The following is a 20,565-nucleotide window of genomic DNA, read 5'->3' as shown; positions in this document are numbered from 1 at the left end:
GTAGCCGCGCGCAGGGCGCTGCGGCCTGTGCATGGCCCAAGGCATGACCCACAGTCCCCACCCCGCCGAGTGGCCCCGTCCGCCGGACAACCTCGTTGCCCAGCTGTGCGACGAGTTGCAGGGCCATTCCCCGTTCCGCGAGATGCAGCCGGCCGACGTGCGGGCCTTTGTCGAGGCATCGCGGCACGCCTATTTCCGGCCTGGCGAGTCGGTGGTCGCGCCCGAGGACGGGCCCGTGCGGCACCTGTTCTTCATCCGGCGCGGCGCGGTGGTAGGGCAGCGGGGGCTCTCCGATGTCGCCGGTGGTGCTTTCCAATACGAGGCCGGCGACCTTCTTCCCGTGAGCGCTGTGCTGGCCGAGCGCGCGCCGACGACCCGTTACAGCGCCGCCGAGGACACGTTCGCGCTGGTGATCACCGCCGAGGACATGCGTGCCTTGGCCGAGCGCAGCGCGGTGTTTGGTGACTACCTCAACCGGCGCATCCTGCGTTTTCTCGACCTGTCCCGCGCCGCGCTGCAGGTGGCCTATGCATCGCAGGCCCTGGGCGAGCAGTCGCTGGAGACACCGCTGGAGCAGCTGTGCCACAAGACGCCGGTCAGCTGCGCGCCGTCCACGCCGTTGCGCCAGGCGCTGGCGCAGATGCACGAGCAGCGCGTCGGCTCCATGCTGGTGGTGGATGCCGCCGGGATGCCGGTGGGGATCCTGACCCGTTCCGACGTGCTGGGCCGCATCACCCTGGCGGAACTGCCGCTGACGCTGCCGATCGGGCAAGTCATGGTGCAACCCGTGCGCACGCTCACGCACGCGCACACCGCGCAGGACGCGGCCCTGCTGATGACGACCCACGGCATTCGCCACGTGCCCGTCACGCGCGACGGGCGGGCCGTGGGCGTTGTCTCCGAGCGCGATCTGTTCGCGCTGCAGCGCCTGAGCATCAAACAGGTGAGCAGCAGCATTCGCCACGCAGACGATCTGCCCAGCCTGCAGGGCGTTGCGCAGGACATTCGCCGCTTCGCGCGCAGCCTGCTGGCGCAGGGGGTGCAGGCGAAACAGATCACCTCGCTGATCAGCCACCTCAACGATGTGCTGACTGCGCGGTTGATCGACATGACGGCCTCCCGGCACGGGATTGGCCCGCTGGCGTTCTGCTGGCTTGCGCTGGGCTCGGAAGGACGCAGCGAGCAGACCATTGCGACCGACCAGGACAACGCCCTCATCGTGGCCGAGTTGACCGAGGGACCTGCACCCGACAAGGAGCGCCTGCTGGCCTTCGCGCGCGAGGTCAACGAAGCGCTCGACGCCTGCGGCTATCCGCTGTGCAGGGGCGGCATCATGGCCAGCAATCGGGCGCTGTGCCTCACGGCGCAGGAATGGGAGCAGCGTTTTGCGCAATGGATCGACCAGGGCTCACCCAAGGATCTGCTCAATTCCAGTATCTATTTCGACTTCCGCGCGCTCGCCGGCCAGAGCGCATTGGCCACGCGCTTGCGCGAAGTCGTCACGCCGCGCGCCGCGCGCAACCCTCGCTTCCTGCGGCAACTCGCGCTCAATGGCCTGGGCCAGAGCGCGCCACTGAACTGGCTGGGCCGCATAGACACCACCACAGTCGACGGCAAGGAAACGCTCGATCTGAAGTTGCAAGGCACGGCGATATTCGTTGACGTGGCGCGGCTGTATGCGCTCGCCCATGGCGTGACCGCCACCGGCACGCGCGAACGACTTGAGGCGGTCGGGCCGCTGATGGGCGTGCCCGAGCGCGAATACCAGGCCTGGGTAGGGGGATTCGAGTTCCTGCAAATGTTGAGATTGCGCGCCCAGCTCGATGGCACCACGGTGGGCGACAACCCCAACCGCATCGCGGTCGACGAGCTCAACGACATCGACCGCCGCATCCTGCGGGAAACCTTGCGCGTTCTGCGATCGTTGCAGCAGCGCGTGAAACTCGACTACGAGCGTTAGCGTTGCAGCAAGGCCTGCGCCGCCAGCAGCAGTGGCCAGGCCATCAGGGCGCCAGCACCCTGTCCCATGCGCATCCCCATGTCGAGCAGGGGCTGCGCCTGCAGGTGGATCAGCATCAGGCGATGGCCCGTCTCCGCCGACCGGTGGCCGAACACGAGATAGTCCGCCACCGCCGGGCTCAGGCCGCGCGCCACCAGGGCCGCAGCGCTCGCCACATAGCCATCGACCAGCACCACGCGGCGTTCGCTCGCCGCCTGCAACATGGCGCCGGCCATCATGGCGATTTCGAATCCCCCGAGCGCGGCCAGCGCATCCAGCGGCGCCAGTGCCTTGCGGTGCCGGGCGGCGGCGGTCGAGAGCTTTTCAATGCGTTGTTCAAGCACGGCGTCGTCGAGGCCGGCGCCCTGGAAATCGTCGCGTCCGCAGGCATCGACCAGCGGCACGCCACACAGGCGGGACAGCAGGAGCGATGCGCTCACGGTGTTGGCCACGCCCACATCGCCGAGCGCGATCACGTTGCCCGGCAGGTGGCGCACCACGTCCATGCCGGCATGCAATGCCGAAATCGCCTGGGTCTGCGACATCGCGGGACCAAGCAGCAGGTTGCGCGTGCCGTGGCCGATCTTGCGTGGCAGCAGCGCGGCCTTGCGCCGCGCCTCGCCGGGCAGGGCGATGTGGGACGCGACCCCCGCGTCCACCACCGTCAGGTCAAAGCCATGCAACTGCGCCAGCGCATTGACCGGCGCGACACCCAGCAGCAACTGCAGCACGTGTTCGCAGGTCATGGACTGGGCGAGTTCGGACATGCCTTCGTCGGCGATACCGTGGTCGGCGGCAAACACCAGCAGTTGCGGCGAATCGAAGGTCAACCGCTCGAAGGCCCGCGGACCATGGTGCTGGACGCGCGCGAGTTGCAGGACCAGGGCCTGCATGCGGCCCAGCGCGTGCTCCGGGAACCCCTCAGGAGCCAGCCGGCGCGTCAGCGCATGCTCGAGCATCGTGTCGCCAGTCGGTGCAATGCGGGGCAGCTTCAGCCCTGCGGGCAGTTCGGGTGCGCGGCGGGTGATGGGTTCGAATACCGGGTCGCGGGCCATGGCGGGGCTCAGCTTTTCAGGAACAGACGGTACACCGGGTTGCCGGTCTCTTCCACGTAGGGATAGCCCAGCGTGTCCAGGAACTTGTCGAAAGCCTTGTGGTCTTTGGACGGCACCTGCAGGCCGACCAGTATGCGGCCGTAGTCGGCGCCCTGGTTGCGGTAGTGGAACAGGCTGATGTTCCAGCCCGGGCGCAGCAGACTCAGGAACTTCAGCAGCGCTCCCGGCCGCTCCGGAAACACGAAACGCAGCAGGCGCTCTTCCTGCGCGAGCGGCGAATGACCGCCCACCATGTGGCGGATGTGCTCCTTGGCCAGTTCGTCGTGCGTCAGGTCCAGGGTCTCGAAGCCGTGCCGGATCAGATGGGCCGCGATCTTTCCGGACTCGCCCCTGCCGTGGGTGGTCATGCCCACGAACACATGGGCCCGGCTGCCATCGTGAATGCGGTAGTTGAATTCGGTGACGTTGCGCGGCCCACCGGGCAGTTCGCCGATGAGTTCGCAGAAGCGCCGGAAACTGCCGCGCTCCTCGGGCATGGTGACGGCAAACAGCGCTTCGCGCTCCTCGCCCACCTCGGCGCGCTCGGCCACGAAGCGCAGCCGGTCGAAGTTCATGTTCGCACCGCACAGAATGGCGGCGTAGGTCTCGCCGCGCGTCTTGTGGGTCGCCACGTACTGCTTGATGGCCGCAACCGCCAGCGCACCGGACGGCTCGACGATGCTGCGCGTGTCCACGAACACGTCCTTGATGGCCGCGCACACCGCGTCCGTGTCGACAGTAATGAATTCGTCGACCAGGGTGCTGGCGATCCGGAAGGTTTCCTCGCCCACCAGCTTGACCGCCGTGCCATCGGCGAACAGGCCGACGTCGGGCAGGGTGACGCGCTGCCCGTCCTGCACCGAACGCAGCATGGCGTCCGAATCGGTCATCTGCACGCCGATGACCTTGATCTCGGGGCGCACCGCCTTGATGTAGTTGGCCACGCCCGAAATGAGGCCGCCGCCGCCAATGGCGACGAACACCGCGTCGAGGTGGTCGGAACCCAGGCTCTGCAACTGGCGCAGGATTTCCATCGCGATCGTCCCCTGGCCGGCGATGACGTCCGGGTCGTCGAAGGGGTGCACGAAGGTCAGGCCCTGCTTCTTCTGCAGCGTCAGGGAGTGCAGATAGGCGTCGGAGTAGCTGTCGCCGTGCAGCACCACCTCGCCGCCGAAGCCACGCACTGCGTCGATCTTCACCTGCGGCGTGGTGGTCGGCATCACGATCACGGCACGCGTGCCCAGCTTGCGCGCGCCCAGCGCCACGCCCTGGGCATGATTGCCGGCTGACGCGCAGATCACGCCCTTTTTCAACTGCTCGGGTGACAGGTGCGCCATCTTGTTGTAGGCGCCGCGCAGCTTGAAGCTGAATACCGGCTGCTGGTCCTCCCGCTTGAGCAGCACGGTGTTGCGCAGGCGCCGGCTGAGGTCGCCGGCGGTCTCCAGGGCCGATTCCACCGCCACGTCGTAGACACGCGCCGTCAGGATCTTTCTCAGGTAGTCGGCCGGCCCCATGGACGTGAGCGGCGAAACGCCGGTGGCGGGTTGTTCTTTTTGTGGGGGGCGGGGGGACTGTGGCGGCATGGGATTCCTCGTCGCACATCATATCGGTGGCGAAAAAAAGCCCGGGCTGGCAGAACCAGACCGGGCTTGAATCCACCCGTGGAGGGTAGAGGAGACAACCGTAAATACAATGACGCGAGTATAGCGCGGCCATGCTGCGTTGCAACATCGGACTCGAAATTTCTATGATTTTTAGAGCGCCCACCCCAATACCTTTGGTTATTTCATGACAGGACACCTTATGGAATGCACCGTCACCTGGACCGGCGCCGCCGGCACACGCTCCCACATGGGCTTCATCGCCGAGACCGGCACCGGCCATGTGATCGCCATGGATGGTGCGTCCGACGCGGCCAAGCCCGAGAACGGCGGCGCCAACCTGGCCCCTCGCCCGATGGAGACCGTACTGGCGGGCACCGGTGGCTGCACGGCTTACGACGTGGTGCTCATCCTCAAGCGCGGCCGGCACGACGTGCGGGGTTGCTCGGTGAAACTGACCACCGAGCGCGCCGAGACCGACCCCAAGGTGTTCACCAAGATCCACATGCACTTCAGCGTCAGTGGCAAAGGCATTCCCGCCGCGGCGGTGGAGCGCGCCATTGCCATGAGCCACGACAAGTACTGCTCGGCCAGCATCATGCTGGGCAAGACCGCCGAGATCACCACCAGCTTCGAGCTGTCGGAGGCCTGAGCGCCAATTGCTGGCAGCGCGCCGCTCAGATGCGGTGCGCCACGGTCGTCATCACCCTGGCGGCGGCGCGCATCAATGCCTTGGCCGGGCCGGGCAACTCCACGGCGCCGGCTTGCTGCGCCTCGCGCGCATGGCGTGCCTCGTCGTCCTGCATCTGCGCCACGATGGCCCGGGAGGCCTGGTCCACGGCGGGCAGGCGGTCCATGTGGCTGGCCAGATGCGCCTCCACCTGGCGTTCGGTCTCCACCACGAAACCCAGGCTCACCCCCGGCCCCAGGCGCCCGGCCAAGAGGCCCAGACCGAAGGCGCCCGCGTACCACAGCGGGTTGAGCAAGGACGGGCGCGCACCCAGTTCGTCCAGGCGCGCCTGGGTCCATGCCAGATGGTCGGTTTCCTCCCGGCCGGCCGCCTCCAGCTGCCGCGCCAGCGCCTCGTCGGGCGCCTTTCCCCCCGCGCGCGGCCAGCGTGCCGCCAGCGCCTGCGCCGTGTAGAGCGCCTGCGCGCACACCTCGCCAACGTGGTTGACGCGCATCAACGCGCCCGAGAGCGCCCTCTCTCCGGGCGCCAGCTCGGCATCGGTGGCCCGCTCGGGCAGCGTGGGGCACTCACGCGAAGCGCGAGGGGAGACGAACAGTGTTCTCAGTGCGGAATCGGCGGCGGTCAGCAGGGCATCGGTCGGTGTCGACATGGTCGGAGCCTTGTGTGCGAAAAAAGTCAGGGGTGCCCATGCTGCCACGGATCGCGTGGCGCGGCGGTCGGCGTGCCACGTGCGGAACCGTTTCTCTGGCGGAACGGATACGTTCCCCCGTGACTTTGTCGGTACGGGTAAACACTAGCTTCGTGGCAAGGGTGCAACGGATGCACCACCGTGATGCTTCAAATGCGTGCCCCACCATGGCGCGGCGCGAAACTTTCTGATGCAATTGGTCCAGCTTCCTGAACGGAGGTTGGCTCGGTGGCAGAGACCCCCGGCCCTTATCAACCCTTGGAGAACCCTTCCATGAAAAAGACCCTGATCGCTCTGGCCGCCGTGGCAGCCACCAGCGCCGCATTCGCACAATCCACCGTGACCCTGAGCGGTACCGTTGACGTCGGCCTGCAAGACGTGGGTGGCACGAACTCGCCGCTGTCGATGGTGTCCAGCCGCCACGGCACCAGCAACTGGACCGTGTCCGGCGCTGAAGACCTCGGTGGTGGCCTCAAGGCCATCTTCAAGATCTCGACCTCGTTCAACGCTGACGACGGCACCACTGCTGGCAACGTGCTGGGCAACAACGACATGTTCGTTGGCCTGCAAGGTGGTTTCGGTTCCCTGAAGCTGGGCCGTTCGTTCAACCCCGCGTTTTTCTATGCGCTGACCGCCAACAGCACCAAAGGCGTGACTGGCTACAGCACCCGCGCGGGTACCGTGGAAACGGACGGTGTTTACATCTCCAACCAGGTGCTGTACACGACCCCGAACTTCGGCGGCTTCACCGGCCAGATCTCGTACGCCCCGTCTGAAGTGGCCGGCGCTAGCGCCCACCGCGGCGTGGGTATCGGTTACGCCGCCGGCCCGCTGGCTGTGAACTTCGCTCACTCGAAGCTGGCTGCCGCCGCTGCCGGTGCCACCGTGAACGCCCTGAACCTGATCGCCGCGTCCTACGACTTCAGCGTGGCCAAGCTGCACTTCACCTACACCGATCGCAACAACGTGGCATCGGATGCCGACAACACCTGGGGTCTGGGCGTGACCGCGCCTGTGGGCCCTGGCCTGGTGTATGCCTCCTATGACCGCAGCGAAGTCGGTGCCGGCACCACGCGCGTGATCCACGGTGGCTACAAGTACTTCCTGAGCAAGCGCACCACCGCTTACCTGAACATCGGCAACAAGAAGAACGCCCAGCAAGCCTTCAACGGCTCCGCCGTCGGCAAGGCCGTCACCGGCTGGGGCGTGGGTCTGGCCCACAACTTCTAATCACCTCGCTGGCCTCGTGCCAGCAGGCTGATCGGCAGTTCAAAACCGCCTGTCCGCAAGGACAGGCGGTTTTTTCATGGGCGCACGAAAGCGGTGCAGTCCTGCCGGCGCGAAATTTGCTGTTGTTGCACCGGTGCAACGAAAGGCGTCGAACACAGGTCCTTTTTCAGGGCTTACCCTAGGTTCGTTTGCCTTTCGTCCTACCATCCACAAGTCAGTTTTCCAACTTTGTGGTCTGTCACCACAACATACTTAAGGAAGTAACCATGAAAAAATCCCTGATCGCCCTGGCGGTTCTTGGCTCCGTGGCCGGTGTGGCCCAGGCCCAATCCAGCGTGACCCTGTACGGCGTCGTGGACGCTTACGCCGCGCGCGTGAAGTCGGGCGCCGTGGGCGCCGAAACGTCGACGACTGTGCTGAACTCCGGTGGCTTGCTGAGCAGCCGCTTTGGTGTCATGGGCACGGAAGACCTGGGTGGTGGTCTGAAGGCCATCTTCAAGCTGGAGCAGGGCTTTGACGCTTCCAACGGCACGGCCAACGCCAACACCGCCTTTGACCGCCAGTCCTGGATCGGCCTGGAAGGCGGCTTCGGTACCGTGCAGTTCGGCAACGTCTGGTCTGCTTTTGACGACGTGTTCTACATCGGCAACTCGGTGTTCGACTCGTTCGTGTTCTCGCCTGGCGCCGCTGGCTTCAGCCTGAACGGCGGCCCTGTGCTCAGCGTCTACAACTACACCGACAAGCCCCGCAACGCCATCCGCTACACCACCCCCAGCTTCGGTGGTTTCAGCGCAGCCGTGTCGCATGGCCTTGACGAGAACGCCGCCGCCAAGACCGACCAGACCGACTTCAACGTGCAGTACGCCAACGGTCCCCTGACCGTGGCCTTCGCCTACCAGCTGCGTCGTGACTCTGGCGCCATCACCGCGACTGAAGACCAGAAGTTCGCCTACCTCGACGCTGCCTACGATCTCGGCCCTGTCGTGCTGAAGGGTGGCTTTGGTCAGACCCGCGAAGTGCTGGCCACCAAGACCAACGACTACCAGTTGGGTGTGGACTTCCCCCTGTCCTCCGCCCTGACCCTGTCGGCCGGCTACGCTGGCTCCAAGGACAAGGACGGCAGCGACACCAAGCGTCAAGGTCTGGCTGTGGGCGCCACCTACACCCTGTCCAAGCGCACCCTGGTGTACACCGCGTTGAACAGCTCCAAGCGCAAGGCCGCTGGCACCACGAGCCACAAGTACTCGTTCATCGGCGCTGGCCTGCAGCACAAGTTCTGATCCCCGCTCTGCGGAGCAAAGATCAGCAAAAAAGCCACCCGGCACGCCGGGTGGCTTTTTTTTCGCGCGTGGTGCGGATTATTTTGCGGCAGGCTTCTTCTGCGCCGCAGCAGGTGTGGCCGCTGCCGGTGTGAAGGCCGCACCATTGACGGTCAGCCCTTCCGAAGACAGCTTCGCCGCGCGCTTGTCTCCGATGCCGGGCACCCGCTGGATCAGGTCGCTCCAGTCCTTGAAGGGCGCGGCTTTGCGCGCCTCCAGGATCTTGGCCGATGTGCCGGGGCCGATACCCTTGATGCTGTCAAGATCGGCCACGGTGGCGGTGTTGATGTCGACGGCGGCAAAGCTTGCCGCGGCAAGCAGGGAGACCAGACAGGCCAGCGCTTTTTTGAACATTGATTCCTCCACTGAGTAAAAGGTTGATATACCGGAACCGTGATGCGGCCGTGTGCCACGGCCCGCAGTCACGGAGGAAGAATTTAATTTAAAAGAAGTACTTCATGTGAAAAACATGAAAAATATGATCAAAAAAGAACACATTTTCGATGTGTGCCCCCGTAAGCGACCGGCCGCCGCTCGGGTGGTGGCGGCCGTTTGCATGGCGGCGCTGTTGGCCTCTCTGGGTGGATGCGCGACGTGGCCTTTATCGGAGAGCGATGGATCAGACCTCTTGCTGCAGAAGGCGGTCGAACGGTTGTTTTCCACGCCGATGGGCAAGCATGCGCTCTGGGAACCCTTCTTCTTCCCCGGCAAGCGCCATGCTGACTTTGAACCGGTCCTGATGCAGGGGCGCCCGGCTCTGCGTGTGCAGGCCCGCAGCTCGGTGAGCATCCTGCGGCACCGGCTGGAGCCAGCACTGGCCGCGCCGGGCAGCTTGTCCTTTTCATGGCGCGTGAACGGTCTGCCCAGGAATGCCGATCTGGCGGTGCCGTCCCGGGCGGATGCGGCGGTGCGTGTGGTGCTGGCGTTTGACGGTGATCGCGCGCAGTGGAACGCCCGAACCCATCGTCTGTCGGAGATGAGCCGCCTCCTTACCGGCGAGGAGCTGCCCCATGCCACGCTGATCTATGTATGGAGTGCCGGGTCGGCGCCGGGCACCGTTCTGTCACACGCGCGCACCGACCGCATCCGCAAGCTCGTGCTGGACAGCGGCACGGCGCACGTGGGCCAATGGCGCGATCATGTGCGCGACGTGCGGGCCGATTTTCGCCATGCCTTCGGCGAAGAACCTGGGCCGCTGCGCTCGTTGGCACTGATGACGGATACCGACAACACGGAGAGTGAGCTCACCGCGTGGTATGGCGCGCTGACGCTCGAGCAAGCTACCGACTGAGCACCGGCGGGAAGCGCATCACAAGCGCTTGCTCGCCATCAAAGATGCTGATGCAGGCACGGCGCTGGCGCACAGGTGACGGTTTTCAGCGGCAGGCGCAACGCGCTTCGGGTTAGTCCCGTGCTGGGCCGGGAACGTTTGTTGCATAGTAGCGCGATGTTCAATTTTATTTTAGGTGTCAACAAATGAAGTTTTCACTTGCACTTCTGTGCGCGGCATTGGCTTTGGGCGCCACTTCCGCGCAGGCAAAGACCTTCAAATGGACCAGCGCCAGCGACATCCCCACCTGGGACATCCATTCGCAGAACAACGCCCTGGCCAATGGCGTGCATGCGTCGGTGTACGAGTCATTGGTGTACTACAACAGCCGCACCTTCAAGCCCGAACCGATGCTGGCCAGTGGCTGGACGCAGGTGTCACCCACGCAGCTGCGCATTACCTTGCGCAATGGCGTGAAGTTTCACGATGGTGCTCCGTTCACTGCGGATGACGCGGTGTTCTCGCTGGAGCGCGCCATGGCCAAGACCTCGAACTTCACGGTCTACACGCAAGGCATCACCAAAGTGGTGAAAGTCAATGCAAACACGATCGACATCATCACCGGCGGCCCCAATCCGGTGCTGGTCAACCAACTGACCGAGCTGCGCATGATGAACAAGGCCTGGGCGGAGAAGAACAATTCAACCGCGCCCAAGGACATCAAGACGCAGGACGAAAACTTCGCGCACCGCAATGCCAACGGCACCGGGCCCTTCATGCTCAAGGAGTGGCAACCGGACCAGAAGATCGTGCTGGTGAAGAATCCCAACTGGTGGGGCAGTGCCGAGGGCAACGTGACCGAGATTGTCTACACCCCTGTGAAGGCGGTGGCCACCCGCATGGCCGCACTGCTTTCCGGTGAAGTGGACTTCGTGCTGGATCCCAGCCCGCAGGATCTGCCTCGCATCCGGCAGGATGGCAGCCTGAAGGTCATCGACGGGGTGGAGAACCGCACGATCTTCTTCGGTATGGACCAGTTCCGCGACGAGTTGCCCGGCAGCAATGTCAAGGGCAAAAACCCATTGAAAGACCAGCGCGTGCGCAAGGCGCTGTACCAGGCCATCGACACCGCAGCGATCACGCGCGTCACGCTGCGGGGGTTGGGACAGTCCACCGGCGCGCTGGTGGCGCCGCAGGTCGCGGGATGGTCTGAGGCGGTGCATGCCCGGTACCCCTTTGATGTCGCCGCAGCGCAAAAGCTGCTGGCCGACGCGGGCTACAAGGATGGTTTCGAGGTGGACTTCGCGTGTCCCAACAACCGCTACATCAACGACGAGGCTATTTGTCAGGCGGTGACGGCGATGTGGGCGCGCATCGGTGTCAAGGCCAAGCTGCGTACCTTGCCGCTGGTGACTTACTTTCCCATGATCCAGCGCTACGAAGCCAGTATCTACATGCTGGGCTGGGGTGTTCCGACCTTCGATGCTCTCTACAGTCTGCAGTCGCTGGTGCGCACCGTGGGCCCGGGCGGAGACGGCAACTACAACGTCGGCCGCTACAGCAACCCGAAGATGGACGCAATCATCGACCGCGCGAAGACCGAGACCGACCCGTTCATTCGCCCGCGCCTGCTGACCGAAGCGCTGGCATTGCAGAACGAGGATGTTGCGCACATTCCCCTGCACAACCAGATCATTCCGTGGGCCATGAAGAAGAACATCGATGTGGTGCACCGCGCTGACAACCGCCTGGACTGGCGCCTGATCAAGGTAAACTGATTTCCGGCATATCAGCTGAGGGTCGCGCACCGCATGGGGCGACCCTCTCTTTGTTTTCAACACCATGTTCGCATTCATTCTCCGGCGGTTGGCTCAGGCCGTGATCGTCATGGTCAGCGTGGCGCTGATCGCCTTCATGCTGTTCCAGTACGTGGGCGATCCGGTGGTCTTTCTCCTGGGTCAGGATGCAACTCCCGAACAGGTGCGTGAACTGCGGGCCGACCTTGGTCTGGACCAGCCCTTCTTCGTGCAGTTCTGGCATTTCCTCGCCAATGCGGTGCAGGGCGAATTCGGTCTGTCACTGCGTCAGGGGGCGAAGGTCTCGCGCCTCATTGCCGAACGTTTTCCGGCCACGCTGGAGCTTTCAATGGTGGCGGCATTGCTGGCGCTGGCGGCAGGCATTCCCATGGGCGTGTACGCGGCGCTCAAGCGCGGCAGTTTCATGAGCCAGATGTTCATGACCGTGTCGCTGCTGGGCGTGTCCTTGCCCACTTTCCTGATTGGCATCCTGTTGATTCTGGTGTTCGCCGTGAATCTGGGCTGGTTCCCGAGCTTTGGCCGTGGCGATGTGATGCAACTGGGCTGGTGGAGCACGGGCCTGCTGAGCGCCAAAGGCTGGCACCACATCACCTTGCCAGCGATCACGCTGGCCATCTTTCAGCTCACGCTGATCATGCGCCTGGTGCGTGCCGAGATGCTCGAGGTGCTGCGCACCGACTACATCAAGTTCGCGCGGGCAAGAGGCCTGACCAACCGGGCCGTGCATTTCGGCCATGCGTTGAAGAACACCCTGGTACCCGTCATGACCATCACCGGCCTGCAACTGGGTGGTTTGATCGCCTTTGCCATCATCACCGAGACCGTGTTCCAGTGGCCGGGCATGGGGCTGTTGTTCATTCAGGCAGTGACGTTCGCGGACATTCCCGTGATGGCGGCTTACCTGTGCCTGATTGCGTTGATCTTCGTCGTCATCAACCTGATCGTCGACCTGTTGTACTTCGCGGTGGACCCACGTTTGCGCGTGGAGAAGGCGGGCGGCCACTGATGTCGATTGCCCGCATCAAGGCCCATGGGCGCGCCTTCGCGCACATATCGGCATTCCATCCCGAGCTGACGGCACTGCGCCACGATCTGCATGCCCATCCAGAGCTGGGATTCGAGGAGCACTACACCGCCAAGCGCGTGGTCGAGGCCCTCAAGGTGTGTGGTGTCGATCACATCCACACCGGCATCGGCAAGACGGGCGTGGTGGCGGTGATTCACGGACGCCAGCGTGGTAGCGGTCGCATGATGGGTCTGCGCGCGGACATGGACGCGCTGCCCATGACCGAGGACAACGACTTTGCCTGGAAGTCCACCCGAAACGGCATGATGCACGGCTGTGGCCACGACGGGCACACGGCGATGCTGGTGGGCGCGGCGCGTTACCTGGCCGAGACGCGCCAGTTCGACGGCACCGCGGTGCTGATCTTCCAGCCCGGCGAGGAAGGGTTTGCCGGCGCCAAGGCCATGATCCAGGACGGGCTGTTCGACCGCTTTCCCGTGCAATCGGTCTACGGCATGCACAACTGGCCGCAGATGCGGCCCGGCACGGTGGGCGTGAATCCGGGGCCCATGATGGCCTCGGCCGACCGCATCACGATCGAGGTGACCGGCAAGGGTGGACATGGCGCCCATCCCTACCAGACCGTGGATCCAGTGCTTGTCTCGGCCCACATCATCACGGCGGTTCAGAGCATCGTCTCGCGCAATGTGCGTGCCATCGACAGCGCGGTCATCAGTCTGTGTGCCATGCAGGCGGGCGACATGGGGGCGTTCAGCGTGACGCCGGGCAAGGCCACGCTGGTGGGGACCGTGCGCACCTTCAACCCCGAGGTGCAGAACATGATCGAGAAACGACTCCAGGAGGTCTGCTCGGGTGTGGCGCTGGGCCTGGGCGCGGCCGCGCACGTCCACTACGAACGCATTTACCCGGCCACCATCAACAGCCGGGACGAAGCCCGCTTCGCGGCCGACGTGGCGCAGAAGCTGGTCGGCCACGAGCATGTGGACCGCAACATGGACCCCAGCATGGGCGCGGAAGACTTTTCGTTCATGCTGCAGGTCAAGCCCGGCGCGTACCTGCGTCTGGGCCAGGGTGCCGAGAACGGCGTGGGCAGCTGCTTCCTGCACAACAGCCGCTACGACTTCAACGACGACGTGCTGCCGCTGGGCGCGGCGCTCCACGCTGGCCTGGTGGAGCAGGGCATGCCCCTGGCCGAACCGGCGCACACGGCGTCGGCCAAACCCATTTCCGCAATCCCAACCCCTGTAAGGAGCGATGCATGAACTTCAAGACCACAACCGCAGCCAGTCTGCTGATGATCGCGATGGGTGTCGCATCAGCGCAGACCATCCGGATCGGCAATCAGGGGGACGCGCTGTCGATGGACCCGCACTCGCTCAACGAGTCGCTGCAGCTCAGCGTCACCGGCAACGTGTATGAGCCGCTGGTGGGGCGCGACCGCAACCTCAAGCTTGCGCCCGCACTGGCCACCAGCTGGAAGCAGACTTCGCCCAGTGTGTGGCGCTTCGAGCTGCGCAAGGGCGTGAAATTCCATGACGGCACGGCGTTCACCGCCGACGACGTGCTGTTCACGTTTGCCCGAGCCTCGGGCGAGGGCTCCGACATGAAGAGCTACACCAATGACGTGAAGGAAGTGCGCAAGGTCAACGACTTCACGGTGGACATCGAGACCAAGGGGCCGTTCCCCATCCTGCCCGATGTGCTTTCGCTGCTCTACATCGTCAGCAAGAAGTGGTCCGAAGAGAACCAGGCCACGCGCCCGGTGGACCGCCGCAAAGGCATCGAGAACGCCGCGTCGTTCCGCGCCAATGGCACGGGCCCGTTCCGCTTGCGTGAGCGCCAGCCGAACGTGAAGACCAGTTTCGTGCGCAATGGCAACTACTGGGGCAAGATCGAAGGCAACGTGGTGAACGTGGAGTACACGCCGATTGGCAACGATTCCACGCGCGTGGCGGCCTTGCTCTCGGGCCAGGTGGACGTGATCGAGCCGGTTCCCCTGCAGGACGTGGCGCGCATCAACGCGGGTGGCAAGACCAAGGTGATGCAGGGCCCTGAGCTGCGCACCATCTTCCTGGGCATGGACCAGAAGCGCGACGAGCTGCTCTACTCCAGCGTCAAGGGCAAGAATCCGTTCAAGGACAAGCGCGTGCGCCAGGCGTTCTACCAGGCGATCGACATCAACGGCATCCAGCGCACGGTGATGCGCGGCGCCTCCAAGCCGACGGCGCTGATGGTGGGGCCGGGCATCAATGGCTTTGACGATTCGATGAACACGCGACTGCCGTACGACCCGGATGCGGCGAAAAAGCTGCTGGCCGACGCCGGCTACCCGAACGGCTTCGAGGTGGCCATGAATTGCCCGAACGACCGCTATGTGAACGATGGCGCGATCTGCCAGGCGGTGGCGGCGAACCTGGCCCGTATCGGCGTGAAGATCAATTTGCAGGCCGAGACCAAGGGGACCTATTTCCCCAAAATCCTCAAGCGCGACACCAGCTTCTACCTGCTGGGCTGGACACCGGGCACCTACGATTCGCACAACGCGCTGAACGCGCTCATGCGCTGCGTGGACGACAAGGGCAGCGGCCAGTTCAACCTGGGTTCGTACTGCAACCCGAAGGTGGACGAGCTGACGGTGCAGATCCAGTCGGAGACCGATAAGGCCAAGCGCGACGGGCTCATCAAGGAAGCCTTCAAGCTGCATGCCGACGACATCGGTCATTTGCCCTTGCATCAGCAGGCGCTGGCCTGGGGCGTGGCGAACAACGTGACCCTGGTTCAGCTGGCCGACAACTTCATGCCATTCCGCTACATGTCGGTGAAGTAGAAATTCCCCCCTGCGCCGCCTGCGGCGTCTTCCCCCCAGGGGGACGCCAGCAGCGGCCCGGCAAAGCCGGTTCCGCGCTGGCTACTGGACGGCGCGGAGCCGCCTTTGCCAGAGTCAACAATTCGAGAATGCCCACGTGATCAGCCTCATCAAGCGCGCGCTCGACAGCGATGTCGGCCACAGCTTTCGCACCTCACCCACCGCGGTCATTGCTGCGGTGATCGCCCTGGTCTGCGTGTTCTGCGCGGTGTTCGCGCCGTGGGTGGCGCCGCACAACCCGTTCGACCTGGCCACGCTCGAACTCTCCAACGCGCGCCTGCCGCCGGCATGGAGTCCCGAGGGCTCGCGCAACTTCCTGCTGGGCACCGACGACCAGGGCCGGGACATTCTTTCGGCACTGATGTATGGCGCGCGCATTTCGCTGGCCGTTGGGCTGGCCTCCGTGTTGCTGTCGGTGGTGATCGGTGTGACCTTCGGTCTGCTGGCTGGTTTTCTCGGGGGCTGGATCGACGCCTTCCTCATGCGCCTGTGCGACGTGATGCTGTCGTTCCCACCCATCCTCATCGCACTGCTGATTGCCGGCGTGGGCCGCGCCCTGTTTCCTAACGCGCATGAAACGCTGGCCTTTGGCGTGCTCATCATCTCCATCACGCTCACCGGCTGGGTGCAGTACGCGCGCACGGTGCGCGGCTCCACGCTGGTGGAGCGCAACAAGGAATACGTGCAGGCCGCGCGCGTGACGGGCGTGGCGCCGCTGCGCATCATGCGCAGCCATGTGCTGCCCAACGTCATGGGTCCGGTGCTGGTGCTGGCCACCATCCAGGTGGCCACGGCCATCATCACCGAAGCCACGCTGTCCTTCCTGGGCGTGGGCGCTCCGCCCACTTCGCCGTCGCTGGGCACGCTGATCCGCGTCGGCAACGACTACCTGTTTTCCGGCGAATGGTGGATCACCATCTTCCCGGGCGCCATGCTGGTGCTGATCGCACTCAGTGTGAACCTGCTGGGCGACTGGCTGCGCGATGCATTGAACCCCCGACTGCGCTGAACATGAGCCTGCTTCAAGTCAAGAACCTGGTCGTCGAGTTTCCCAACCGCCGCGGTACGCTGCGTGCGCTGGACGACATTTCCTTTGACATCGCGCCAGGAGAGATCCTCGGTGTGGTGGGCGAGTCCGGAGCGGGCAAGTCGCTCACCGGTGCGTCCATCATCGGTTTGCTCGAACCGCCGGGGCGCGTGGCCTCGGGCGAGATCGTGCTGCAGGGCCAGCGCATCGACAACCTGCCGCACGAGGAAATGCGCAAGGTGCGTGGCCGCAAGATCGGCGCGATCTTCCAGGACCCGCTGACCTCGCTCAATCCCTTGTACTCGGTGGGCCGGCAGCTCGTGGAGACGATCACCACCCATCTGCCGGTGAACGCTGCCGAGGCGCGCCGGCGCGCGATCGAGCTGCTCAAGGACACCGGCATTCCCGCTGCCGAGCAGCGCATTGACCACTTTCCGCACCAGTTCTCGGGTGGCATGCGCCAGCGCGTCGTGATCGCCCTGGCGCTGGCGGCAGAACCCCAGCTCATCGTGGCGGACGAACCCACCACGGCGCTGGACGTGTCCATCCAGGCGCAAATCATCACGTTGCTCAAGACCGTCTGCAAGCAGCGCGGCGCGGCGGTGATGCTGATCACCCACGACATGGGCGTGATCGCCGAAACCTGCGATCGCGTCGCTGTGATGTACGCCGGGCGCATTGCCGAGATCGGACCGGTGCACCAGGTCATCAACCATCCGGCGCATCCCTACACAGCCGGGCTGATGGCCTGCATTCCCGACATGAGCATGGACCGCGAACGCCTGCACCAGATCGATGGCGCCATGCCGCGCCTCAACGCCATACCCACAGGCTGCGCCTACAACCCGCGCTGCGAGAAGGTATTTGATCGTTGCCATGTGGAGCGCCCGGACCTGCTGGTGGCAGGTGCCACCCGCGCCGCCTGCTGGCTGCACGCGGGCACGGAGGTCGTGGCATGAGCAGCGACATGTCCGAGCGGGCTTTGCCGGCCGAAGAGACGCGGTTGCAGACGGCACGGTCCCATGCCGCCGTGTCGGCCGCCACCCACGAAGCAGCGACGCGAGCACCTCTGGTGCGCGCCACCGATTTGGCCAAGACCTTCGACGTCTCCCCACCCTGGCTCAATCGAGTGATCGAGCGCCAGCCCCGTCAGTTGCTGCGCGCGGTCGACGGCGTGTCCTTCGACATCCCCCGCGGCCAGACATTGGCACTGGTCGGCGAATCCGGTTGCGGCAAGAGCACGGTGGCGCGCTTGCTGGTTGGGTTGTATGAACCCACGCGCGGCGGCTTCGAGTTCGACGGGCAAGACGCGCACGCGGCCTTCAAGACGCCTGAGGGCCGCAAGCTGCGCCGGCGCATCCAGATGATTTTTCAGGATCCGTACGCCAGCCTGAATCCGCGCTGGCGCGTCGAAGACATCATCGCCGAGCCGCTGCGCGAGCACGGCATCGAGACCGAACCCGTGGCCTTGCGCGCCCGGGTGGACGACTTGTTGAAATCGGTCGGCCTCTCTCCCCTGGATCGGGTGAAGTACCCGCACCAGTTCAGCGGCGGGCAGCGCCAGCGCATTTCGATCGCGCGTGCCCTGGCCACGCAGCCGGAGTTCCTGGTTTGCGACGAGCCCACCTCGGCGCTGGATGTGAGTGTCCAGGCACAGGTGCTCAACATCATGAAGGACCTGCAGCGCGAGCGCGGCCTGACCTACCTCTTCATCAGCCACAACCTCGCGGTGGTGCGCCACGTGAGCGACCAGGTCGGTGTGATGTACCTGGGACGCCTGGTCGAACTCGCGCCCAAGCACACGTTGTTCGACAGTCCGCGCCATCCCTACACGCGCATGCTGCTCGATGCGATTCCCAAGATGCACGACACCGGCAGGGCACGCACACCCGTCTCCGGTGAGGTGCCCAATCCGCTGAACCCGCCCGGTGGCTGCGCCTTCAACCCGCGGTGCCCACACGCAAACGACCGCTGCCGCAGCGAGCGGCCCAACCTGCTCACGCTGGACGGCATCCGCATTGCCTGCCACGCGGTGGAAGAGGGACGCCTCTGAGTCAGGCGTAGCGCTTGCTTTTCAGGTTGTTCTTCATTTCCCTGAGCAAGGGCTGCAGCTTGGTGCCACCGATGCGCAGTGCCAGGCAGGTGGCCACGATGTCGATGACCATGAGGTGCATCAGGCGCGAGGTCATGGGGCTGTAGCGGTCGTAGCCTTCGGGGTGGTCTGCGGACAAATGAATGTGTCCGATTTGCGCCAGCGGTGAGCCGCTGGTGGTGATGACGATCACCGTCGCGCCGTGCTTGCGCGCGATGTCGGCCGCGTCCATCAGGTCGCGCGTGCGGCCCGAGTTGGAGATGATCACCAGGCAGTCGCCCGGACCCAGCAGCGAAGCGCTCATCACCTGCATGTGGCCGTCGCTGTAGGCGATGGCGTTGATGCCCAGGCGGAAGAACTTGTGCTGGGCATCCTGTGCCACGATGCCCGAATTGCCCGCGCCGTAGAACTCGATCCGACCGCGGTTCCTGTAGGTCTCCACCAGCGCGTCCACCGCCTTTTCGATGGCGTGGCTGGAGGCGTCGTTGCGGTACTTCAGGAAGGCCGCGACGGTGTTGTCGATCACCTTCACGAGCACGTCGCTGGTCTTGTCGTCCACGTCCACGCTGCGGTGGATGAAAGGCACGCCTTCGCTGACCGTGCCCGCGAGCTTGAGCTTGAAGTCCGACAGGCCGTCGTAGCCCATGCTGCGGCAGAAACGCACCACGGTGGGTTTGCTCACGTGGGCGCGTTCTGCCAGTTCCGTCACGGGCAGACTGGCGAAGGTGCGCGGGTCCAGCAGCACGAGCCTGGCCACGCGCTGCTCGGCAGGTGCCAGGGAGGGCATGGAGGCTTTGATCCGTTCGAGCATGGTGGTATGGCGTGGGGTTACAAGGCTGGCGTGGATGGGTGAAATTTTATTACGGGAATTGTTCGATAATTCGCCCATGAACCAGCTCGACGCCCTCAAACAGTTCACCACCGTCGTGGCGGACACCGGTGACTTCCAACAGCTCGCGACCTATGCGCCACGCGATGCGACCACGAACCCCTCGCTCATCCTCAAGGCCGTGCAGATGCCGGCATACGCCCACCTGCTCAAGGACGCGGTCGCAAAGTACGCCCCGCAAGGCCTGGACGAAGTGACGAACCGCCTGCTGGTGAGCTTTGGCTGCGAGATCCTGCGCATCATTCCCGGCCGCGTGTCCACCGAAGTGGACGCGCGCCTGAGCTTCGACACCGAAGCCACCGTGACGCGTGCACGCCGCATCGTCGATCTGTACCAGGGCGAGGGAGTGCATGTCGACCGGGTGCTGATCAAGATCGCCTCCACCTGGGAAGGTATTCAGGCGGCGGCGCGACTCGAGCGCGAGGGCATCCACACCAACCTGACCCTGCTGTTCTCGTTTGCCCAGGCGGTCGCCTGTGGTCAGGCCAGGGTGCAACTGATCTCGCCCTTCGTCGGACGCATCTACGACTGGTACAAGAAAAGTGCGGGCAGCCACTGGGACGAAGCCGCCATGGCCGGACCCAACGACCCGGGCGTGCGTTCGGTGCGCAGCATCTACGAGTTTTACAAGAAGCACGGCATCGCCACCGAAGTGATGGGCGCGAGTTTCCGCAACGTGGGCCAGATCACGGCACTGGCCGGTTGTGACCTGCTCACCATCAGCCCGGACCTGTTGGCTCAGCTGGCCAGCAGCGAAGCGCCATTGAGCCGCGCGCTCGATGCGGACGCGGCGAAAGCCAGGGACATTCCCTTCGTCACCCACGACGAGGCCAGCTTCCGCTATGCGCTCAACGAAGACGCCATGGCGACCGAGAAACTGGCCGAAGGCATCCGGGCGTTCGCGGCCGACACCATCAAGCTCGAATCCCTGATGAAATAGTCCGGATTCTCGAAA

The 20,565-nt window shown here is 64.6% G+C and carries 18 protein-coding genes; 13 read left to right on the top strand and 5 right to left on the bottom strand.

Features of this window, described 5'->3' with window-relative positions; all coding sequences use genetic code 11:
• Nucleotides 1-43: 43 nt before the first annotated feature.
• Nucleotides 44-1,960 carry a DUF294 nucleotidyltransferase-like domain-containing protein gene (locus tag AB7P10_RS15475; RefSeq protein WP_428294741.1) on the top strand — a complete coding sequence of 639 codons (1,917 nt, stop codon included), beginning with the start codon at nt 44-46 and terminating at the stop codon, nt 1,958-1,960.
• On the opposite strand, the gene AB7P10_RS15470 is transcribed toward AB7P10_RS15475, so the two are convergent.
• Together AB7P10_RS15470 and ilvA are read right to left on the bottom strand one after the other, a co-directional pair.
• The gene (locus tag AB7P10_RS15470; protein ID WP_428294740.1) at nt 1,957-3,054 is read right to left on the bottom strand and encodes a nicotinate-nucleotide--dimethylbenzimidazole phosphoribosyltransferase; all 1,098 of its coding nucleotides are present in this window, start codon (nt 3,052-3,054) and stop codon (nt 1,957-1,959) included. The genes AB7P10_RS15475 and AB7P10_RS15470 overlap by 4 nt on opposite strands.
• Nucleotides 3,055-3,062: 8 nt before the next feature.
• Complete coding sequence (ilvA, locus tag AB7P10_RS15465) at nt 3,063-4,607, bottom strand: threonine ammonia-lyase, biosynthetic (RefSeq protein ID WP_428294802.1); 1,545 nt, start codon at nt 4,605-4,607, stop codon at nt 3,063-3,065.
• A 289-nt stretch (nt 4,608-4,896) separates the two neighbouring features.
• Here ilvA and AB7P10_RS15460 point away from each other — a divergent pair, with 289 nt between their 5' ends.
• A complete protein-coding gene (locus AB7P10_RS15460; protein ID WP_428294801.1) occupies nt 4,897-5,346 on the top strand; it encodes an OsmC family protein in 450 nt (149 codons plus the stop codon).
• A 25-nt stretch (nt 5,347-5,371) separates the two neighbouring features.
• Here the strand turns inward: AB7P10_RS15460 and coq7 are convergent, their stop codons facing one another.
• Nucleotides 5,372-6,034, bottom strand: a complete 663-nt coding sequence (gene coq7, locus AB7P10_RS15455) for a 2-polyprenyl-3-methyl-6-methoxy-1,4-benzoquinone monooxygenase (RefSeq protein WP_428294739.1) — start codon at nt 6,032-6,034, stop codon at nt 5,372-5,374.
• A gap of 312 nt (nt 6,035-6,346) precedes the next feature.
• Here coq7 and AB7P10_RS15450 point away from each other — a divergent pair, with 312 nt between their 5' ends.
• Nucleotides 6,347-7,303 (top strand): porin, encoded by a 957-nt coding sequence (locus AB7P10_RS15450; protein ID WP_428294738.1) that lies wholly within the window; start codon nt 6,347-6,349, stop codon nt 7,301-7,303.
• A gap of 266 nt (nt 7,304-7,569) precedes the next feature.
• Complete coding sequence (locus AB7P10_RS15445; RefSeq protein ID WP_428294737.1) at nt 7,570-8,583, top strand: porin; 1,014 nt, start codon at nt 7,570-7,572, stop codon at nt 8,581-8,583.
• A gap of 78 nt (nt 8,584-8,661) precedes the next feature.
• Here AB7P10_RS15445 and AB7P10_RS15440 read toward each other — a convergent pair whose 3' ends face one another.
• Nucleotides 8,662-8,976: a ComEA family DNA-binding protein gene (locus AB7P10_RS15440; protein ID WP_428294736.1), complete on the bottom strand. Its 315-nt coding sequence runs from the start codon at nt 8,974-8,976 to the stop codon at nt 8,662-8,664.
• A 115-nt stretch (nt 8,977-9,091) separates the two neighbouring features.
• On the opposite strand from AB7P10_RS15440, the gene AB7P10_RS15435 reads away from it, so the two are divergent.
• From AB7P10_RS15435 to AB7P10_RS15400, 8 genes are all read left to right on the top strand, one after another.
• A complete protein-coding gene (locus AB7P10_RS15435; RefSeq protein WP_428294735.1) occupies nt 9,092-9,913 on the top strand; it encodes a DUF3047 domain-containing protein in 822 nt (273 codons plus the stop codon).
• A gap of 185 nt (nt 9,914-10,098) precedes the next feature.
• A complete protein-coding gene (locus tag AB7P10_RS15430; RefSeq protein WP_428294734.1) occupies nt 10,099-11,670 on the top strand; it encodes an ABC transporter substrate-binding protein in 1,572 nt (523 codons plus the stop codon).
• Between the two features lie 64 nt (nt 11,671-11,734).
• Complete coding sequence (locus AB7P10_RS15425; protein ID WP_428294733.1) at nt 11,735-12,715, top strand: ABC transporter permease; 981 nt, start codon at nt 11,735-11,737, stop codon at nt 12,713-12,715.
• On the top strand, nt 12,715-13,998 hold the full coding sequence (locus AB7P10_RS15420) for a M20 aminoacylase family protein (protein WP_428294732.1): 1,284 nt from the start codon (nt 12,715-12,717) through the stop codon (nt 13,996-13,998). Before AB7P10_RS15425 ends, AB7P10_RS15420 begins: the two co-directional genes overlap by 1 nt.
• Nucleotides 13,995-15,563, top strand: coding sequence for an ABC transporter substrate-binding protein (locus tag AB7P10_RS15415; protein ID WP_428294731.1), 1,569 nt, complete (start codon nt 13,995-13,997; stop codon nt 15,561-15,563). Before AB7P10_RS15420 ends, AB7P10_RS15415 begins: the two co-directional genes overlap by 4 nt.
• 136 nt (nt 15,564-15,699) lie before the next feature.
• Nucleotides 15,700-16,611 carry an ABC transporter permease gene (locus AB7P10_RS15410; protein WP_428294730.1) on the top strand — a complete coding sequence of 304 codons (912 nt, stop codon included), beginning with the start codon at nt 15,700-15,702 and terminating at the stop codon, nt 16,609-16,611.
• Nucleotides 16,612-16,613: 2 nt separating this feature from the next.
• Nucleotides 16,614-17,588, top strand: a complete 975-nt coding sequence (locus tag AB7P10_RS15405) for an ABC transporter ATP-binding protein (RefSeq protein ID WP_428294729.1) — start codon at nt 16,614-16,616, stop codon at nt 17,586-17,588.
• Nucleotides 17,585-18,682 (top strand): ABC transporter ATP-binding protein, encoded by a 1,098-nt coding sequence (locus tag AB7P10_RS15400; protein WP_428294728.1) that lies wholly within the window; start codon nt 17,585-17,587, stop codon nt 18,680-18,682. Before AB7P10_RS15405 ends, AB7P10_RS15400 begins: the two co-directional genes overlap by 4 nt.
• 1 nt (nt 18,683) lies before the next feature.
• Here AB7P10_RS15400 and AB7P10_RS15395 read toward each other — a convergent pair whose 3' ends face one another.
• Nucleotides 18,684-19,532: a MurR/RpiR family transcriptional regulator gene (locus tag AB7P10_RS15395; RefSeq protein WP_428294727.1), complete on the bottom strand. Its 849-nt coding sequence runs from the start codon at nt 19,530-19,532 to the stop codon at nt 18,684-18,686.
• A gap of 76 nt (nt 19,533-19,608) precedes the next feature.
• On the opposite strand from AB7P10_RS15395, the gene tal reads away from it, so the two are divergent.
• Nucleotides 19,609-20,550 (top strand): transaldolase, encoded by a 942-nt coding sequence (gene tal, locus AB7P10_RS15390; RefSeq protein WP_428294726.1) that lies wholly within the window; start codon nt 19,609-19,611, stop codon nt 20,548-20,550.
• Nucleotides 20,551-20,565: the final 15 nt, after the last annotated feature.

The organism is Hydrogenophaga sp., from assembly GCF_050182545.1.
In the GTDB taxonomy this organism is placed as follows: Bacteria; Pseudomonadota; Gammaproteobacteria; order Burkholderiales; family Burkholderiaceae_C; genus Hydrogenophaga.
Note: the sequence above shows the minus strand (reverse complement) of the source record. Positions and strands in the feature narration are given on the sequence as shown.

What these genes read in the sequence shown, in the direction of transcription:
- AB7P10_RS15475 (WP_428294741.1), top strand. Translation starts at nt 44, where the DNA reads ATGACCCACAGTCCCCACCCCGCCGAGTGGCCCCGTCCGCCGGACAAC.
- AB7P10_RS15400 (WP_428294728.1), top strand. Translation starts at nt 17,585, where the DNA reads ATGAGCAGCGACATGTCCGAGCGGGCTTTGCCGGCCGAAGAGACGCGG.
- AB7P10_RS15425 (WP_428294733.1), top strand. Translation starts at nt 11,735, where the DNA reads ATGTTCGCATTCATTCTCCGGCGGTTGGCTCAGGCCGTGATCGTCATG.
- ilvA (WP_428294802.1), bottom strand. Translation starts at nt 4,607, where the DNA reads ATGGGGCCGGCCGACTACCTGAGAAAGATCCTGACGGCGCGTGTCTAC.
- coq7 (WP_428294739.1), bottom strand. Translation starts at nt 6,034, where the DNA reads ATGTCGACACCGACCGATGCCCTGCTGACCGCCGCCGATTCCGCACTG.
- AB7P10_RS15450 (WP_428294738.1), top strand. Translation starts at nt 6,347, where the DNA reads ATGAAAAAGACCCTGATCGCTCTGGCCGCCGTGGCAGCCACCAGCGCC.
- AB7P10_RS15420 (WP_428294732.1), top strand. Translation starts at nt 12,715, where the DNA reads ATGTCGATTGCCCGCATCAAGGCCCATGGGCGCGCCTTCGCGCACATA.
- AB7P10_RS15405 (WP_428294729.1), top strand. Translation starts at nt 16,614, where the DNA reads ATGAGCCTGCTTCAAGTCAAGAACCTGGTCGTCGAGTTTCCCAACCGC.
- AB7P10_RS15415 (WP_428294731.1), top strand. Translation starts at nt 13,995, where the DNA reads ATGAACTTCAAGACCACAACCGCAGCCAGTCTGCTGATGATCGCGATG.
- AB7P10_RS15460 (WP_428294801.1), top strand. Translation starts at nt 4,897, where the DNA reads ATGGAATGCACCGTCACCTGGACCGGCGCCGCCGGCACACGCTCCCAC.
- tal (WP_428294726.1), top strand. Translation starts at nt 19,609, where the DNA reads ATGAACCAGCTCGACGCCCTCAAACAGTTCACCACCGTCGTGGCGGAC.
- AB7P10_RS15435 (WP_428294735.1), top strand. Translation starts at nt 9,092, where the DNA reads ATGAAAAATATGATCAAAAAAGAACACATTTTCGATGTGTGCCCCCGT.
- AB7P10_RS15395 (WP_428294727.1), bottom strand. Translation starts at nt 19,532, where the DNA reads ATGCTCGAACGGATCAAAGCCTCCATGCCCTCCCTGGCACCTGCCGAG.
- AB7P10_RS15470 (WP_428294740.1), bottom strand. Translation starts at nt 3,054, where the DNA reads ATGGCCCGCGACCCGGTATTCGAACCCATCACCCGCCGCGCACCCGAA.
- AB7P10_RS15440 (WP_428294736.1), bottom strand. Translation starts at nt 8,976, where the DNA reads ATGTTCAAAAAAGCGCTGGCCTGTCTGGTCTCCCTGCTTGCCGCGGCA.
- AB7P10_RS15445 (WP_428294737.1), top strand. Translation starts at nt 7,570, where the DNA reads ATGAAAAAATCCCTGATCGCCCTGGCGGTTCTTGGCTCCGTGGCCGGT.
- AB7P10_RS15430 (WP_428294734.1), top strand. Translation starts at nt 10,099, where the DNA reads ATGAAGTTTTCACTTGCACTTCTGTGCGCGGCATTGGCTTTGGGCGCC.